The following is an 18,275-nucleotide window of genomic DNA, read 5'->3' as shown; positions in this document are numbered from 1 at the left end:
AATTATCAATTCTTGTCATTGCACAAAAAACAGCTCCTTTTCAGAAGCTGTTTTTCTATGCCAAATTCCGATCCACAAGAATTTCTCTCAGATGCTGTCTGACCCGATATAGTTTTGTTTTGACAGTGTTTGGGTTGAGATGGAGAAGGTCCGCTATTTCTCTTTCCTTCAGTCCATGCTTTGTTTTAAGCAGGAAAACCCTTTTTTGTTCATAGGAGAGTGAATCCACATAAGCGTATATCTGCTCCTGAAGCATATTGATCTCTGCTTCCTGCCCGGTATCGCTGTACCTGCTTTGCATGCAGTTTTCAAAATCGACGGAATCCTGTATCCTCTCATTAGTCCTTCTTTCTTTTCGCACAAAATCTATTGCGGTTCTGGTCGCTATTGATGATAACCATGATCCCAGCTTATCCTGATCATCTATGCTGTCCATTTTTTTATAAGCCTTGATCAGTGTTTCCTGTACCACATCCTGCGCCAGATAATGATCCCTGGTTATGCTGTAAGCAATATGATAAAGCCGCTTATTGTAGAGTCTGCAGATTTCCCTCATATCCATTGAAGGTTTTTTCACTGTAATCCCCCTCTCCTGTAAACTTCTCCCGAATTATTGAAACCGTTCTTTTATAAAATCCGGCACTGTTTTTTCAGTAAAGCTCTTAATATCAATTGATCTTTGTTCATCAAAATAGAAGGCAATAATGTAGTCTCCTTCAATGTATCCGTTTGAATTCCTCAAACCGCTTTCTATTTGTTCCTTATCCGTAATTTTGATGGAGGTTTTGCTGTCATTCATCTCTTCAAAAACTTCATCATAAGAGTACCCTGCCGCAAAGTTGATATCGATATCCTCCGCTTTTACAGCCAGTGCATACGATATATCATTGCTATTCACTTTTGCATCATTCAGCAATGACTTTTCTTCCAGCCATTTCTCAAATCTGGTATAAGAACGATTCCAGCTCATATAAGCTTTTTTGCTGTCATTATAATAAATTTCAATATGCGCATATGGCTCGTTAATTCCCTGAAGCTCCTCATAAGAAGCAGCATCCACTTCCTCAGTCAATAGCTCAACAGCTTCTTTTAGTTCTTCTTTATCTGTAATGACAGCATGTTTTGAAACTGGCCCGGACGGGGTAATCGTGATTTTCGTAGTATCATCTGCTGATACCTGATAGATTTCATTTGTTGCCATTTTATATTCATCCGATTCATAAATCAGCTTAAGAAATGGCTTATATTCCCTTTTGTTAATGCTGTAATTGCGGATCAGCTTTTCGCCATTCTTAAGTTCATACACAATAAAAACGGAACCGCGGCCAGAAACCTGCGCCTGTCTGTTTTCATCCTTTACAAGCTTTTCATGAAACCTTCTGACCAAATCAATATTCTCGTATTCTTTTAAATATAGCGGCTGCTCATGATCAATATCATTATAAAGGTGAAAACTCTCGCTGAAATGAACCCGCTCAATTTCATTTCCCCTCGGTATGCTTTTTTCATACTGAGTCAAGTCAAATTGGAATAAGAGGAATAAAGCCGCCATTATGGCTGTATAGACCATCAATCCTTTTACATGAATAGTCACTCGCCATGATTTTTGAAGAACCATTTCGGCCGCTGCATATCCAATCAACGCTCCAAACACATATCCCGCTATTATCCAGCTCGTTCCGCCCTGCATCTCACCGAAATAACCGCCCCCAAGAAGCATCGTGCAAAACGTTACACCAAATTTGAAAATGGGCTTTGTTATAGGAAAAACAAGCGCGTGGGAAACGGCCTCCATTTTTCTCCTTTTATAGATCTGCAAGCCAAGAAAATACAAAGACACAATAAGTATGAGATAAACGGCAGTCTCCACATTTGACGGTGTACGCATATTCATCTGAGTAAATGCAATCAAGGGAGAGAACTTTTCAAATTTGCTTGTCATATAGTATTGGCCTGGAAAACCGAATAAATAGAATGGCAAATTAATAGAAATTAAAATGATCAGGCCTACAGGGAGCAGGAGAAAAATATACGTTAACACACCCTGTACCGCCGATAATCCCGTCAGCATTCCAACAGAAACACCGGCCAGGTAAATCACAGTATTAAATAAAAGCGTGATGGCCAACCAATTGAGGATCTCCCCCACTGAATAAAAATCCTGCAAATCCATTGGCTGGTAAAGAACCATGACAATCATTGCAATGAGTAAAACCGGCAAATTTAATAGTATGATTCCAGCTAAAGCATATTGATGGAAAATGGATTCCCTTTTAACCGGGAGGCTGTGCATTAAATCGCTATATTGTTTTACCTGTGTATACCTGAATAAGAACACAGACAAGGCCACCGGTACTGATATACTCAAGATAAATTGCAGCTGGAAGTTGTATTGAAACAGATTGTCAATGTCCAGGAATTTCCGCTGTTCCTCTGAAGAATTCATTATGATATCAAGAGGAATGGCAAAGAACAGACCGAGAAAATACACAATGGAAATCCAGCCGACACTTCTGAAGATCGTTTTTATAATTTCCCTTTTAATCAAGGATGTTTTGGACTGCATATCCAATGTCCCCCATTTCATAAATGAAAATCTCCTCTAATGTCAGGGGAAGCATATCGAAAATCACTGGTTTAAATTGTTGAACATATGACGATATTTCCTTTGCATCTCCCTTTACAATGCAGATCATGATGCTGCCTCTTTTTTCTTTATGAAGGATTTTCAGCGGATCGAAAATGGCTGGTACAGATCCTTTAAAGGCAACCTGAATTTTATGTGTATCTGTTTTAAGATCATCAAGATCTTTTTCCAGAATCATACGCCCATTATGCATTATGCCTATAAAATCACATAGATCCTCAACTTCCCGCAAATTATGAGAGGAAATAAGAATGGTCATTTCTCTTTCAGCAACCTCATCGATCAGCAGGCTTTTCACTTTCTTCCTCATTACGGGATCAAGCCCGTCCATAGGCTCATCCAAAATTAACACTTCCGGCCTGGCAGACAAAGCAAGGATAAAAGCAGCCTGACGCTGAATGCCTTTGGAAAATCTATGAATCTTTTTATGTATATCCATTTCAAAAATGGCAGCCAGATCTTCAAAGCGATCTTCATCCCACTTGCTGTAAATATTTTTATAGAATTGCGCCATCTGCTTAACGGTATATTGAGGCAGAAAATAGGGATGATCCTGAATAAAAAAGATCTTATTTTTCATTTGCGGGTTTTCGAACACCGGCTGGCCGTCAATGGCAATGCTTCCTTCATCCTCTGCATAAATGCCTGCCAACAGCTTTAAAAGTGTTGTCTTTCCGGCTCCATTGGATCCAAGCAAGCCGTATATGGACCCTTTATTCACTTCGATGCAGACATCTTCGACAGCATCCATCTCCTCAAAAGATTTTCGCACATTACGGATTTTGATCATCTTCTATCCCTCCCCCTATAGCTGCTTCTATTTCCTGTATGAGCTTGTATAATTCATTTTTTGTGATTCCAAGGTATAAAGCTTCTGATAAAAGCTTTGAAAGTTCATTTTTCACTTTTTCTATTTTTTCGCTGTTCAGATTGGGTGTCGCTGCACTGACAAAACTGCCCTTCCCTTTTATGGAATAAATATAGCCCTGGGACTCAAGTTCCCTATATGCCTTCTGAATGGTATTAGGATTGATCGTCAGCTGCTGGGCCAGCGTGCGAACGGAAGGCAGCTGTTCATCTGCTGTTAAGACCTCTGTGATGATCAGCTCTTTAAGCCGCTCAACCAGCTGTTCATATATAGGTTTTCGGCTCCTTACATCCAATTCAAACATGCTTGCCCTCCCATCTGTATGCAGTGTACTATGATTCCTAGTACAGTTAACACAGTTAGATTATATTACAAGTAATTGGAAAAGAGAAGAGGAAAATAAAAAAATTTATAAAAAGAAAAACTGGTTCAGCCAAAGGGCTAAACCAGTTAAAGAATTCTTATTTATTTAGCAGATTTCACATTCACCGGCGGCGGAGGCAAAATCATGTTGGAACGCCTGTTATTTGTTGCAATTATATAAACAGCTGCAACTGCAATGGCAACTGCAATGAAGGAACCGATATTGAATATCCCTTTTTGCGAATACCAGACAATCGAGTAACCTACAGATCCTGCCAGCAAAGCATAGTAGAAGAATGGGAACAACGTTTTACGGATGACAGCACCTTCTTTTCCAACAAGACCCACAACAGCTGATGCAGCAACAACGTTATGCACACAAATCATGTTTCCAGCTGCTCCTCCGACTGCCTGAAGGGCTACAATCCAGGTAGCATCCACCCCGATCTGCGAGCCGACATCATACTGGAATAGTGCAAACATCATATTACTGACGGTATTACTTCCTGCAATAAAGGCACCGATGCCTCCAATGAAGGTGGCAAAGAACGGCCAGAATTCTCCCGCAAGAGCCGCAGCACCATTCGCGAGCTCTATCGGCATCTGATTATAGCCTGCTTCTCCCCCTCCGGTGTTGATAAATACCTGTACCATCGGAACTGTGAAAATTAAAGCTGTTGAAGCAGCTACAGTGGTCTTTCCCGAATCTGCCCAGGCTTTTTTGTATGAACTGGAATTCATTCCATGGATAAAATAAGTGATAACAGATACAAGTATAAAAATCGTACCCGGCAAATACAGCGGCTGGAAGCTTGAAGTGATGCCGGAATCAAAAATGTTTTCAAATTTGACCGTCCATGCCTGAAGCCATTCCAAAAACGGAAGCGATTTCAACCTCGACAATACTAAAAACAGGCCAACTAAAACATAAGGAGTCCATGCACGCATCATGCTCATGCTTCCGCTCTTGTGAGCAACAGCTTTAATTTCCAGCTTTCCAGTCCATTCGGGATCCCACTTGGATTTCTCTTCGAAATCCCAAACCTGAACTTTAGGCGGCATAAGAAAGCCTTTTTTTGCTGCAAAAACAACAATTGCTAAACCAGCTAATCCCCCGATCATTGATGGGAATTCAGGTCCAAGGACATTTGCGACAATAACATAAGGGATAGTCATGGCAAAAGCTGCAAAAAGTGCAAACTTCCAGACTTTTATCCCTTCTGTAAATGATTTATTTTTGCCGAAAAATCTTGTCATTAAAGCTACTACAAATAAAGGAATCAATGTGCCCGCAATCATGTGGAGAATAGCTACTTGTCCTGCGATTTGAGTTACTAATCCAAGCAGGTTATCGGTAAGGCTGGCATTGCCAGATAAACCGGTCTGAACGCCGACAAGCATAGGTGTCCCTACAGCACCAAATGACACCGGTGTACTTTGAATGACCATTCCGGCAATAACTGCGGCCATAGCCGGAAATCCAAGGCCAACTAACAGCGGAACAGCTACTGCGGCTGGAGTACCAAACCCGGATGCGCCTTCAATGAAAGAACCAAACAGCCAGGCGATGATAATCACTTGTATTCGGCGGTCAGGCGAAATATCTGTAAAGCCCTGCCGGATGGTCATTAAGCCGCCGCTTTCCTGAAGGGTATTCAGAAGCAGAATAGCGCCGAAAATAATATAAAGAAGTGTTCCGGCTACAACCAGACCATTGATGGAAGCAGCAGCAACTGTGGCTCCCGAAACCTCCCATACAAATAAAGCAAGCACTACTGCAACAAGGTATGAGATTGGCATCGCCTTACTTGCCGGCCATCTCAATCCGACAAGAAATACTGCAACTGCAATAATCGGCAATAAAGATAATAAAGCTAACATTCCAGTACTCAAATTACGTTTCCCCCTTTGTTTTGTAATAGCGAACAATGATTGCATTTTGTTGCGGACAGCGAAACATGTTATATAACTATAATGGTTTTGTTATACAACATGTTGATAGGCTTATTTACATTATACAAACATTATTCATAATTTCAATAATATTTTGAAAATTAAATCTATGTATTTGCACAAAAATATTTGTATGTATATACAAAAAAATTAGCCCAATATATCTTTTTATCAAGATATATCGAGCTAATTATTAATTGATTCAGCTAAAATGGCCCAGACGTGTGGAAATATCTTTTCCTGTCTTTACCATTATGGATTTTAATGCATCAAGCCTATCATCTGTCATCCTCATGGTTGGTCCTGAAATACTGACTGCTGCAATAACCTTGCCAAGGTGGTCAAAAATAGGAACGGCAACACACGTAATCCCGTATTCATTTTCTTCCAGATCCAGGGCATATCCTTTTTGTCTAACCTGCCCCAATTCTTTCATGAATTCGTCTTTATCCGTTATGGTTTTATCTGTATGGACCGGCATCCCTTTTCTCTCAAGAATATCAAAAACAATGCTTGAAGGCAGATGAGCCAGAATGGCTTTGCCGACTGATGTGCAATGCATGGGAGCGCGTTTCCCGACTTTCGAATGCATCCTTAATGTCTCATTGCCCTCAAGCTTCTCGATGTACACAACCTCTCCCTGATCATAAACGACTAAATGAATGACTTCATTTGTTTCATTTTCAAGCTCCTGCAGAAATGGCCTTGCTTCTGCACGCAAATCAATTGATTCAAGCAGCTTTGAACTGATCTCAAGGAACTTATACCCTAATTTGTACTTGCCGGTTTCAGTGTCCTGCTCTATATATCCGTACTGAACAAGGGTAGATAGAATACGATAAACAGAGCTTTTGTTGATGTCTATCTGATTCGCAATTTCCGTAACGCCTAGACCGTTTTTTTTCAGGCTGATCAATGTAATTATATCCAGCGCCCTGCTGACGGACTTGACCATATTTTCTCTTTCCACAACACTCACCTCAGGTGCAAATACCATAATTCAATCTACTTGAATTATACCGTTTTTGCGCTTTCACGTGCCACTGCAAATGTATTGCGCAGTGTTCCAATCTCTTTGATTTCACATTCGATAACATCACCAGACCTGACCATCTCAGCTCCAACAGGACTTCCTGTAAGGATTACGTCACCCGGCTTCAGTGTCATGACGTTAGACAGGTATGAAATCATTTTGCGGATTGGGATAATCATAAGATCTGTGCTGCTGTTCTGCTTTTCTGTGCCGTTTAATTTTGCTTCAACCTTTATCTCAAACGGATCCAGTTCAGTTTCGATTACAGGACCCAGCGGAGTAAAACTGTCAAAGGATTTGCCAATTGTCCAATGTCCATCATTATGGAAAAATTGCGGAGCAGTAACATCATTCCCCACTGTGTAGCCGAAAACATAATTAAGTACATCTGACTCTGCTACATTTTTTGCTTCTCTGCCAATGACGACAGCCAGTTCTGATTCGAATTTCACCTCTTCAATGCCTTCAGGAATGATAATATCCTCATCTGGTCCAATAACTGAAGATACAGGCTTGAAGAAGAATACAGGAATTTCAGGGAGAGTCTCAGGCAAATCCGCTTTTTCGGACACATAGTTGGCTCCAATTCCTATGATCTGATTAGGAACCAGGGGTGCAAGCTGTTTTGCTTCATTCTGCGAAAAGCTCTGGCCTGTATACTCCCAATCTCCGAAAATATCCCCTTTAATTTCTTTAATCATACCGTCTTCTAATACTCCTGCATGTACTGCTCCATTAACTTCATATCTTGTAAATTTCATTTTTCTTCCTCTCCCCTCAATTAATTTAAGTGTGCAGATCCTTAGAAAAACAGGGCACCCTGCATGCCCTGTTCTGAAATTATTACTGTTTAACAGCGTATTTTGACTTCGCTTCAAGACGGCGGCGGTGCAGGATTGGTTCTGTATAGCCGTTTGGCTGATCATAGCCTTCGAAAACAAGGTCACAGGCTGCCTGGAATGCAACCGATTGATCGAAATCAGCGGCCATTGGGCGGTATGCAGGATCCCCACTGTTTTGTTCATCTACGACCTTAGCCATTTTCTTAAGTGTCTCAAGCACTTGTTCCTTTGCGCAGATGCCATGGTGAAGCCAGTTTGCAACATGCTGGCTGGAAATTCTTAGTGTCGCACGGTCCTCCATTAAACCAATATTATTGATATCAGGAACTTTGGAACAGCCGATGCCCTGCTCAACCCAGCGGACCACATATCCGAGAATACCCTGTGCGTTGTTTTCCAGTTCTTCCTGGATCTCATCTTGAGTCCATTGGGGATTGTCTGCAACCGGTATCTGAAGAATTTCGTCACGTAGGTCTGTAACTTCCTCCAGCAACTTGTTTTGCACCTTCTGAACCTCTACCTGATGGTAATGCAATGCATGAAGGGTGGCTGCAGTTGGAGACGGTACCCAGGCAGTATTGGCACCGGCGTTCAGATGGCCGATCTTCTGCTCCATCATATCTGCCATCATATCAGGCATTGCCCACATGCCTTTTCCAATTTGTGCACGGCCCTGGAAGCCTGTTTCAAGGCCAGTATTGACATTGGATTTTTCATAGCCTTTTAGCCAGGCTGTTGCCTTCATGTCATTCTTGCGGATCATCGGGCCAGCTTCCATGGAAGTGTGCATTTCATCCCCTGTACGGTCAAGGAATCCGGTGTTAATGAAAACAATGCGCTCTTTTACTTCACTGATGCAGGCTGCAAGATTCAAGGATGTACGGCGCTCCTCATCCATTACACCAATTTTCAGTGTGTTCCGATCCAGTCCAAGCAGATCTTCCGTCCGGTCAAATAACTCGTTTGCAAAAGCAACCTCTTTGGAACCGTGCATTTTTGGCTTAACGATATAAATGGATCCCTCAGATGTGTTTTGGTATGGTCCATTTCCAAGCAATGTATGCTTCCCAATCAGGGAAGTAACTACCGTATCGAGGATCCCTTCCTGCACTTCATTTCCTTCTGCATCCAAAATAGCATTAATGGACATTAAATGTCCGACATTCCTGACAAACATTAATGAGCGTCCAGGTAATGAAAACTCCTTCCCTTCAGCAGACACATATGAACGGTCAGGATTCAATTTACGTGTCATTGATTTAGAGCCCTTTGTGAAGGCTGCAGAAAGATCACCTTTCATTAAACCGAGCCAGTTGCGGTATACAAGTACCTTGTCTTCAGCATCAACTGCTGTTACTGAATCCTCACAGTCCATAATTGTGGTAATTGCAGCTTCAAGTAAAACATCCTTCACCCCGGCATCATCCGTTTTTCCAATTGGGTGGTTTCTGTCAAACTGAATTTCAAAATAAAGGCCATTATTCTTTAAGAGTACCGCAGAGGGCTGATTCGGATCTCCCTGGTATCCGGCAAACTTTGCTTCGTCTTTTAGTTTTGCAGTTTCCCCATTGCCCAGCATAACTGCCAGTTTCCCTTCATCAACCTTGTACTGAACAGCGTCTTTATGCGAACCGTTTGAGAGAGGAACGGTTTGGTCAAGGAATTCCCTGGCAAACGCAATAACCTTTTCTCCCCTTACAGGATTATATCCGCCGTCCCTATTTGCCCCATTTTCTTCACTGATTGCATCGGTTCCATATAGTGCATCGTATAAGCTTCCCCACCGGGCATTTGCTGCATTGATCGCATATCTCCCGTTATTAACTGGAACGACCAATTGCGGTCCGGCCTTCACAGCTACTTCTTCATCCACATTTTCTGTAGTAATTTTAAAATCCTCGGCTTTTGGCTCAAGATAGCCGATCTCTTCCAAAAATGACTTATAGCTATTAAAATCAAAATTCTGGTTTTCCCTGTGCCAAGTGTTCAGCTTATGCTGAATTTCATCACGCTTTGCGAGCAATGCTTTATTCTTCAGGGGTCAGATCATTTATAAGCGCTTCCAAACCTGACCAGAATTGCTCCTGATCCACGCCGCTTCCCGGCAAAGCCTCGGAATTGATAAATTCATAGAGCTCACTAGCAACCTGCAGACTTCCTGTTTTCACATAGTTCTCCATTATTCATTTCCTCCTTCAATTGCTGCTTTTAATTCCAGTTGTTTCTTATTACGAAACAGCGTTTCTAACTTTCTCTTTAAAAAATAATAGCATGTTTTCAAAAGTATTTTCAATAATTTTCACACAATTTTATTCTTCTCTCATTTCAATGCCAGCCTTTCACCAGGAAAAGCTGGCCATTTTTTAAGAAATTGCCTGGGCCTTCATCTCTTTTTTAACTTCCGCACATCTGCCCGGCGATGGGAACAGTTTTCCTGCATTTAAAAGATTATGGGGATTAAAGACTTCCCGGATCTCTGTCTGGGCAGCGATTTCCTCTTCTGTGAAAACAAAGCGCATTTCTTCCCGCTTCTCAATACCGACGCCATGTTCTCCAGTAATGGTCCCTCCAACATCCGCGCATACCTTCAGACATTGGCTTCCGGCTTCAAGCGCTTTCTCTGATTCTCCTGGTATCCGTGCATCAAAAAGTACAAGGGGATGAAGATTTCCGTCTCCTGCATGAAAAATATTCGCAATCCTTAAACCCGATTCACTGCTGATCTGATTGATTTTGCTTAAAACCTCAGGCAGCCTGCTTCGGGGAATAACCCCATCCTGAACCAGATAATCAGGAGAAATGGCTCCCATGGCACCAAAGCCCGTCTTCCGGTTCGCCCACCATCTGGCTCTTTCCTCTTCACTTCCGGCCGCCCGTACTTCACGGACATTCCTCTTTCGGCATACCTCCAGGATCTGGTCAATCTGTTCCTGAATTCCCGCAGCAATCCCATCCACTTCAATCAGGAGAACTGCTTCGATATCTTTTGGATGGCCTACCGGAAAAGCAGCAGCTTCCACCCCTTCAATCGCAGTTTTATCCATCATTTCAAGGGCTGCCGGCACGATACCTGCAGAAATTATGTCTGATACAGCCTGGCTTCCATCATCAACCCGATCAAAGTAGGCAAGAACGGTCTGTTTTCCTTCAGGATTTTTCAGAACCCTGACTGTTATCTTTGTCACAATGCCAAGGGTTCCTTCAGAGCCTGTGATCAGACCAAGCAAATCATATCCGGGAGCATCCGGAATACCGTCTTTACCAATTTCCACTATTTCTCCATTAGGCATGACCACTTCAAGTCCCAGTATATGGTTTGTCGTAACTCCGTATTTCAGACAATGAGCACCGCCGGCATTTTCTGCGACATTGCCCCCAATTGTACAGCAATATTGGCTGGATGGATCTGGAGCGTAATAATATCCTTTATCAGATATGGAATTGGTGAGTTTCAGATTGACAAATCCAGGCTCTACAACGGCACGGCGATTTTCCAGATCTACGCTGATAAGCTTTTTCATCCTGACCATACTGATAATGATTTCCCCATTAAGCGGTATGGCTCCCCCGCTGAGCCCTGTTCCTGCTCCCCTTGCCAGGAAGGGAAGATCGTTGTCAGAGCAATATTTAACAATCTCCGCCACTTCCTGTGTGTTTTTAGGAAAAACCACTGCCTTCGGCAAATGTTTATGAATCGTAAAGCCGTCACAGTCATAGGCCACAAGATCTTCCTTCAGGTAAAGAATGGAACGGGCACCGCCAACGAAATCAGCCAAATTTAAGATGTGTTTGTCCTTTGATTTAACCCGGTCTTTTGCCTTCACTCTTCTCCCTCCCTCATACCGTCTTCCTTTTGATAAGCCCAGTCCAGAAGCTGGACAGTATGGACGATTTTCTGGTTTCTGCCGTATTTTTGAACTCCCATTGCCATCTGCAGCATACAGCCGGGATTCCCCATCGATATCATTTCCACATCATCGGGAACATTCTCCATTTTGCTCTCAAGGACTGCATTGGCCATTTCCGGATTGGTAATATTGTAGATTCCTGCACTTCCGCAGCAGCGGTCTGAATTTGGCATATGAACCATGTCTACACCGGGAATATCAAGAAGAATATCTCGCGGCTGCTGACGAATCCCCTGTCCATGCGCTAAATGGCAGGCATCATGATACGTAATTCTGGTATTCATCTCAGCCTTTGGCTTTTCATAGCCTGTTTCATGAAGAAACTTTGAAATATCCTCTACCTTTTCCGAAAACTCTTCCGCTTTTGCATGCATTTCCGGATCTTCCTTAAATAATTCTGCGTATTCCTTCATCATGCACCCGCAGCCTGCAGCATTAACAATCACTTTATCAAAGTCCTTGAATGCCTCCATATTCTGCTTTGCCAGCTTCCTGCCCATATCGCGGTCTCCCGCGTGAACATGCAGGGCACCGCAGCACGTCTGGTTTTGGGGAATGACAACATCACTACCATTCCTGGTCAGTACATTGATAGTGGATTCATTAATATCACTGAACATGACATCCATTACACAGCCGGTCAGCATGGCAACTTCCTGCTTTGTCTCCCCTGTTGCTTTTATTACTTTTACGTCTTTATATTTCTTTTTAACAGGCTCTTTCACTTCAGGCATGATGGCTTCCATATCTGCGAGGTGCTGCGGCATGACATTGATTAATTTAGTTTTTCGGACGGCTTTTTGCATGCCGCTTTTTTGATAGAATCTCAGAAGGCTGCCGAGCGTATTTAAGCGATTCTGGTGCGGGAAAAGATCGTGAAGAAAAAACTTGCTGATGGCTCCTTTTACACCTGTTAATGGCATTGCCTGACGAATCTGGCCCCGTGCTTCCTCAATTAACCCCCCAACATCGACATCAGCCGGGCATGCAGTTGTACAGGCGCGGCAATCCAGACATTGAAACACCGGGTCCATGAAATGTTCATTTACTTGGAGCTTCCCTTCTGCCACTGATTTGATTAAGTGAACACGCCCCCTTGGGGAATGCTGTTCCTGGCCTGTCTGTTCATATGTCGGGCAAGATTCCAGACACATGCCGCAATGGACACAGTCAGCCCATTTGTTTTCATCGGGCGGATCGCTCCATAAATAATTTCCCAATCCTGAAGTACATGGCGGTTCTTGCTTTAAATCGAGTTCCCGCACGCTCATTTAAATCCCTCCTATAAACCTGTTTGGATTTAATGTTTTATTTGGATCAACTTTTGTTTTAATGCCCTGCAGCAAAAAGAAATAAGAAGGTTTATTGCCCCATACCTCCACTTGTTTCCGAAGATGCAAGGGCAAATGCTTGACAATCGCATACCCGCCGGCTTTTTCAGCGATTTGCCTTACATGGGCAACGGCATTGGCGACATCAGACTCTGCACCTCTAATGGTCACTTGACTCAATCCATGGCCAAGACCTCCATGTGACTCGATTTGTACATTAAAACGGTCCTGGAGCAGTTCCGTTTCCTTTAATACGCTCACCGCTTCAAGATTTACAGTTCCAATTTTAATGGATGCTTCTGTTTGGATTGGCAATTCCCCATCTAAGCCATTGGGGATGTGCGTGTAAAATCGGTCCCAGAACAAATCCGCTTTATCCTTTGGATTTATTAACAATTCCGCATCACCAGGCATCATATTTCTAACGAATTCTTCCTGATAGCGTACAGAGCTTTCCACATCTTCAAAACACATTGCTATAGTGTAGGTGTTTATTCCGGCAAGCTTATCAGAAAGTGCCGGATTCAGCAGTTCAAGCGAGACAGGTTCAATCATAGAATCCAAAACCTTCACTGCAAAAGCCTTAATTTCCTCCAGATTTCCTTTTGGAAACGAAACAAGAACCAGGCTCTCGCATTTAGGTATAGGGCGAAGCTTTAAGGTGATTTCAGAAATGACACCAAGTGTGCCCATCGCCCCTATAAATAGTTTATTCATATCATAGCCGGCCACATTTTTTACGACTCTTCCACCAGAACGTATTACTTTGCCATCCGGGTATACAGTCCTTAAACCAATGACTGCATCACGGGCTGAACCGTAGCCCAATCTTTTGGGTCCGCTTTCATTTGCTGCAATGATCCCGCCTATTGTGGCATTTTCAGGCCAACAAGGATCGAGTGATATTTTTTGATTATGCTGTGCCAGATAATTCTGAAGGTCTTTAAAGCGACTTCCCGCTTTTACTGTTAAAGTCATATCACCAGGCGTGTGTTCCACAATCCCAGTATATTTTTCAAGTGATAGAAGAATATCCGTTTTTTCGGTTAAGCCACCGAACCCCCGTTTTGTGCCGCCGCCCTTAATGGTGATGGTTAAACCATTCGAATCAGCATGCTTAAGGACTGTTGCAATTTCCTCTTCTGTTTCCGGAAAAACAACCATATTTCCAGAATTGCCAAACGGGCTTGAGTCCTTATTTTGAACTATCTGATCTTCTCTTAAATAAGTTTTTAATGCACTTATCGATTCTGCTGCAATCAACCTATCCACCGCCTCTTGTTTCGTAATAACAAACAATGTTTCTGGTATTATTCAAAAAAAACATCATTGCTCCTGAAGGATACTCATCTGCAAAAGCTTTTCGACCAATTCCAAATGGTCAACCATGTTTTTATATGCCTGATCGGGCTGCTTATTTTTAATAGACAAATAGATTTCCAAATGCTGTTCCTCAATTTTTCTCGCAATGTCAGGCCGTGTTTCGAGGTAATGATGAAAATCAATCATGGACTTTTTCAATGTTTCAGAAATGAACTGCACAAATTGGATAAGGATATCATTACCTGCTGCACGGGCTATCGCCATATGAAACTGGTAATCCTCCTCCCATCCATGGATGGCTGCATCGGAAATCTGCTCCTTCATCAGTGCCAAATCCTCTTCCGATCGATTGGCAGCTGCCATTTCAGCAAGCCCTGTTTCCACCATTTTTCTTGCCTGGAACAACTCCTGGATGTCTTTTATATCCGGATGCAAATGCAGATTGTTAAACAGCTTTGAGGAATCAAATCTGGTTATATAAGTGCCTTCCCCCTGCTTAACCTGCACAATCCCTTTGCCCTGCAAAGAGGTTAAGGCGTCTCTGACAGCTGACCGTCCGACACCAAATAATTCACACAGCTCTCTTACTGAAGGGAGCTTATCTCCAGGTTTAAAGGATCCTTTGGCAATCATATCTTCAATTTGCTCAGCAGCAATCTCAGATATTTTTCGCGTTGAGATCTTTTTCACATCCATCCTCACGACTCCTTCCTTTACAGACATCACATATCTGATAAGTTGTTTGTTATTTACTATTTAATCATGCTTAATTGTAATAATCAATAAAATATTTTGAATTTATTAAAAATTCGCAAGTTTGAATGGGTGGGGTTTTTGTTTGGGCGCTGGGGGAACTTCTGACTCAAATAGAGGAAATCTTGTAAACTGTGTCCGAACCTGGAGTAACTTCTGACTCAGTAGCTGCAAATTCGATAACTTAAGTCCGAACCTGGTTCTGCCTCTGACTCAAATAGGATCAAACAAAAAAACCTGACTTCCACGTTTTCACATGGAAGTCAGGTCCATTTCATTAATTTATCACGCGTACAACACGGCCGTTAAACTTAGTTTTCCAATAGCCGCTTGACATATTTGCAATCGCAACACCCGTAGAGCTTTGGGAACCGATAAATTTACCGCCGCCGAGGTAAATGCCTACATGTCCGTCCCTCTTGTAGGTATCAAAGAAAACAAGGTCTCCTGCTCTCATCTCGCTTGCTGAAACCTGGCGTCCAGCAAATTTAAGGGAATCTGTGCTAGCTCCAACACTGATTCCTGCCTGGGAGAACGACCAGTGTACAAAGCCTGAGCAATCGAATCTTCCATTTGCGATATCATAAGCATTTCTGCCGCCGCCAAACACATAAACAGAATTACCGATATATTTATTACCTGCAGTTGTAACAATGCTGATTGCGCTTCCGCCATTAACGCTTGGCTTTGGTGCAGAGGTGCTTGAGCCTTTTGTTTTCTGGGCAGCAGGTTTTTGCTTATTCACAGCAGCTGAGCGAGATGGTGTTGAAGTCTCAGACTGGGCTGCCGGTGCTGTCTGGGCCGCAATGCTTTGTTCAATTTGAGCAATCAATGATGCATATTTGACATCTTCACTCTTCAGCTTTGCCTTTTTATCGGCAATAGAGTTTTCCTTTTCTTTTAACTGCTGGATTAAGGAGCTGTTTTGCTGTTTTTGCTCTTCCATAGTAGCCTGCATGCCTTTTAATTCAGTCATCATGCTTGTTAATCCTGCAAGTTCTTCTTCCACTGCAGCCTTCTTTTCTTCAAAAGCTTTTTTATCCTGTTCCTGCTCTTCCAGTAATTCTTTGTCCGCCTGAACAAACGTAGTTACTGCACCGACACGGTCAACGAAATCACTGAAACTGGAAGCCCCAAGAAGAACATCCAGGTATGCAACGGTTCCGCCGCTTTCCTGGAAAGATTGTGCACGCTGCTTAAGGATCGCACTCCTCTTTTCAATTCTTTCCTGGATAATCGCCATGTCTTCCTTCAATTGATCTACTTCGGCTTTTGTGCTGGCAATATTAGTTTCCGTTTCTGCTATTAATTTATTATTATCTTCAATTGCTTTTTCAACTTTAGTAATTTTAGCATTTAACTCTGCAATTTCTTCAAGTACACTTACCAGTTCCTTATCAGCTTCAGCCAATGTAGCCTGCAAATTGGAGCGCTGCTGCTGGATTTGGCTTTTTTGATTCTCGAGCTTATTAATTGATTCAGCATTTACACCCGGGATTGAAAAAGCGCTTCCAAGCCCAAGAATAATTGTCGTATTTAAAACGAGGAGTCTTTTTTTCAAAGTCATTACCCTGCTTTCTAATATGTACTCGGTCTATTATACAGCCGTTTATCAAACTATTTATCTATGTTTATCTTTTCAGTATCGTCTCTAGTAAATTTGTCTTTCCATGGAGGATTATACCATCCTTATTTGACAGACTTGTTAGAGTAATATTACAAAAATATTTCAAACGTGACATTAAACCCCTTTTTTCGCCATTCTTATGTGACATAATTCCCTATTTTACACAACAAAGAAACCGAATGTGAGATATAAGAAGGATACTAAAAAAATAAAAAAGGCTGGAATCCAGAATATATCTTCCAGATTTCAGTCTTTTTATTCCATAAACTTGCTTTGAATGTCCTGATCGAATACAAATACTGACATTCCAAAATCCCGTTCTATATCAATATCCACAAAAAGGTCTATTAGCCTTGCCTGCAAAAAATCTTCCATTTCTGCCGGCCGATTCTTTTTATACATTTCCTTGACCATCTCAGTTCTGGCAGCCCGAAGCATTTGTTTCCCTTCGTCTGCACTCGCTATAAATTTTTCTACAGGAGATAAATTCCCTTCCATTTCACAAATAGCCCAATTTTTGCAGAACGTAGTCCTGACTTTGCTTGGTCCTTTGCCCATATGTTTTTTCCTGAAGGAGCGCACTAAGTTACTGAATTCAGCTTCATATTTGTTCATATTCCAGCCCTCATATACTCTTATTTCATGTATAATCTCATTTATATAAGTCCGTACACACTTTAATAAGTTAATCAATTAATACAATAATTGTCAAACCATACAATCTTAATTTCTTGTATTACTGAAATTATATGCTAATATTTTGTTAGTCGAAAGGTTCTAGGAGGAAGTATTATGGATATTAGCAGCAGAAAGATTGTCAGATTTGAGAATGATGTCCTGCAGGAAGCAGAAGATTCTATTGTTTCTGAACATCCGCTCACAATTCATCTCAACGGAGAAGAGTTCGCAACGATGGTCTGCAGCCCTTCGAAAATTCGGGAATTGACAATCGGCTTTTTGGCTTCTGAAGGCTTTATTAGAAGATATGAGGAAATAAAGAGTATTCAAATAGATGAAAACAAGGGATTTGCTTATGTCGAATTACATACCCAAACTTCTACAGCAAGCCATGAGTTTCACTCTAAACGATTTATCGGTTCATGCTGCGGAAAGAGCAGGCAATTTTACTTTCATAACGATGCCAGGACAGCCAGGACTTCTACATCAAAGCTGACCCTGACTCCCAATCAGTGCATTTCATTTATGCAGCAGCTTCAGGATGGCAGCATGACTTTTCATGAAACAGGCGGAGTGCATAATGCGGCTTTATTTTCTGCAGAGGAATTGATCCTCAGCAGAACAGATATTGGGCGGCATAATGCTCTGGATAAAATCCTTGGGTATTGCATTGAGAACAGGATTCCTGTAAGGGATAAAGTCATTGCATTCAGCGGCAGAATCTCATCTGAAGTTCTGCTTAAAGCCGCAAAAATTGGCGTTGGCATCATTCTATCAAAATCAGCACCGACTGATTTAGCCATCAAGCTGGCAGAAGACCTGAATATTACAGCTGTTGGCTTTATTCGCGGTCAGTCTTTTAATGTTTACTCGCATCCTGAAAGAATAGTTTTTGAGAAGAACGTTTAATAGACTTTTTGCCATTAGTTCAGGAAAACAAAAAGCAAGT

General features: G+C 42.1%; 14 protein-coding genes and 1 pseudogene. 1 reads left to right on the top strand and 14 read right to left on the bottom strand.

The window, feature by feature from the left end:
• Positions 1-55: 55 nt before the first annotated feature.
• The 14 genes and pseudogenes from LLY41_RS09355 to LLY41_RS09290 all read right to left on the bottom strand — a co-directional run bounded on the left by LLY41_RS09355 (position 56) and on the right by LLY41_RS09290 (position 17,263).
• Positions 56-577, bottom strand: coding sequence for an RNA polymerase sigma factor (locus tag LLY41_RS09355; protein ID WP_286137428.1), 522 nt, complete (start codon positions 575-577; stop codon positions 56-58).
• Positions 578-610: 33 nt separating this feature from the next.
• Positions 611-2,587, bottom strand: coding sequence for a DUF6449 domain-containing protein (locus tag LLY41_RS09350; RefSeq protein WP_304587668.1), 1,977 nt, complete (start codon positions 2,585-2,587; stop codon positions 611-613).
• Positions 2,541-3,437, bottom strand: coding sequence for an ABC transporter ATP-binding protein (locus LLY41_RS09345; protein WP_304587666.1), 897 nt, complete (start codon positions 3,435-3,437; stop codon positions 2,541-2,543). Before LLY41_RS09345 ends, LLY41_RS09350 begins: the two co-directional genes overlap by 47 nt.
• Positions 3,421-3,819, bottom strand: a complete 399-nt coding sequence (locus tag LLY41_RS09340) for a GntR family transcriptional regulator (protein WP_163144393.1) — start codon at positions 3,817-3,819, stop codon at positions 3,421-3,423. The genes LLY41_RS09345 and LLY41_RS09340 overlap by 17 nt, the downstream gene beginning before the upstream one ends.
• A 161-nt stretch (positions 3,820-3,980) precedes the next feature.
• The gene (locus tag LLY41_RS09335; protein ID WP_304587661.1) at positions 3,981-5,771 is read right to left on the bottom strand and encodes an L-lactate permease; all 1,791 of its coding nucleotides are present in this window, start codon (positions 5,769-5,771) and stop codon (positions 3,981-3,983) included.
• 262 nt (positions 5,772-6,033) lie between these two features.
• Positions 6,034-6,801: an IclR family transcriptional regulator gene (locus LLY41_RS09330; protein ID WP_304587660.1), complete on the bottom strand. Its 768-nt coding sequence runs from the start codon at positions 6,799-6,801 to the stop codon at positions 6,034-6,036.
• Between the two features lie 44 nt (positions 6,802-6,845).
• Positions 6,846-7,625 (bottom strand): fumarylacetoacetate hydrolase family protein, encoded by a 780-nt coding sequence (locus LLY41_RS09325; protein WP_304587658.1) that lies wholly within the window; start codon positions 7,623-7,625, stop codon positions 6,846-6,848.
• Between the two features lie 82 nt (positions 7,626-7,707).
• Positions 7,708-9,886, bottom strand: a pseudogene (locus LLY41_RS09320) (malate synthase G).
• A 183-nt stretch (positions 9,887-10,069) separates the two neighbouring features.
• Positions 10,070-11,530 carry an FAD-linked oxidase C-terminal domain-containing protein gene (locus LLY41_RS09315; RefSeq protein WP_304587656.1) on the bottom strand — a complete coding sequence of 487 codons (1,461 nt, stop codon included), beginning with the start codon at positions 11,528-11,530 and terminating at the stop codon, positions 10,070-10,072.
• Complete coding sequence (locus tag LLY41_RS09310; protein ID WP_095245358.1) at positions 11,527-12,885, bottom strand: (Fe-S)-binding protein; 1,359 nt, start codon at positions 12,883-12,885, stop codon at positions 11,527-11,529. The genes LLY41_RS09315 and LLY41_RS09310 overlap by 4 nt, the downstream gene beginning before the upstream one ends.
• Positions 12,886-14,208, bottom strand: coding sequence for an FAD-binding oxidoreductase (locus LLY41_RS09305; RefSeq protein ID WP_304587653.1), 1,323 nt, complete (start codon positions 14,206-14,208; stop codon positions 12,886-12,888).
• Between the two features lie 63 nt (positions 14,209-14,271).
• Complete coding sequence (locus LLY41_RS09300) at positions 14,272-14,964, bottom strand: FadR/GntR family transcriptional regulator (RefSeq protein ID WP_095245356.1); 693 nt, start codon at positions 14,962-14,964, stop codon at positions 14,272-14,274.
• Between the two features lie 334 nt (positions 14,965-15,298).
• Positions 15,299-16,588, bottom strand: coding sequence for a C40 family peptidase (locus LLY41_RS09295; RefSeq protein ID WP_095245355.1), 1,290 nt, complete (start codon positions 16,586-16,588; stop codon positions 15,299-15,301).
• Positions 16,589-16,903: 315 nt separating this feature from the next.
• Positions 16,904-17,263 carry a Na-translocating system protein MpsC family protein gene (locus tag LLY41_RS09290; protein WP_035329572.1) on the bottom strand — a complete coding sequence of 120 codons (360 nt, stop codon included), beginning with the start codon at positions 17,261-17,263 and terminating at the stop codon, positions 16,904-16,906.
• Between the two features lie 177 nt (positions 17,264-17,440).
• Between LLY41_RS09290 and fdhD the strand changes: the two genes are divergently transcribed.
• Complete coding sequence (fdhD, locus tag LLY41_RS09285; protein ID WP_304587648.1) at positions 17,441-18,235, top strand: formate dehydrogenase accessory sulfurtransferase FdhD; 795 nt, start codon at positions 17,441-17,443, stop codon at positions 18,233-18,235.
• Positions 18,236-18,275: the final 40 nt, after the last annotated feature.

The organism is Cytobacillus firmus, assembly GCF_023612095.1.
In the GTDB taxonomy this organism is placed as follows: Bacteria; Bacillota; Bacilli; order Bacillales; family Cytobacillaceae; genus Cytobacillus.
Note: the sequence above shows the minus strand (reverse complement) of the source record. Positions and strands in the feature narration are given on the sequence as shown.

Coding starts and splice junctions, on each gene's coding strand:
- LLY41_RS09350 (WP_304587668.1), bottom strand. CDS start 2,587: ATGAAATGGGGGACATTGGATATGCAGTCCAAAACATCCTTGATTAAA.
- LLY41_RS09345 (WP_304587666.1), bottom strand. CDS start 3,437: ATGATCAAAATCCGTAATGTGCGAAAATCTTTTGAGGAGATGGATGCT.
- LLY41_RS09340 (WP_163144393.1), bottom strand. CDS start 3,819: ATGTTTGAATTGGATGTAAGGAGCCGAAAACCTATATATGAACAGCTG.
- LLY41_RS09325 (WP_304587658.1), bottom strand. CDS start 7,625: ATGAAATTTACAAGATATGAAGTTAATGGAGCAGTACATGCAGGAGTA.
- LLY41_RS09310 (WP_095245358.1), bottom strand. CDS start 12,885: ATGAGCGTGCGGGAACTCGATTTAAAGCAAGAACCGCCATGTACTTCA.
- LLY41_RS09300 (WP_095245356.1), bottom strand. CDS start 14,964: ATGGATGTGAAAAAGATCTCAACGCGAAAAATATCTGAGATTGCTGCT.
- LLY41_RS09295 (WP_095245355.1), bottom strand. CDS start 16,588: ATGACTTTGAAAAAAAGACTCCTCGTTTTAAATACGACAATTATTCTT.
- LLY41_RS09290 (WP_035329572.1), bottom strand. CDS start 17,263: ATGAACAAATATGAAGCTGAATTCAGTAACTTAGTGCGCTCCTTCAGG.
- fdhD (WP_304587648.1), top strand. CDS start 17,441: ATGGATATTAGCAGCAGAAAGATTGTCAGATTTGAGAATGATGTCCTG.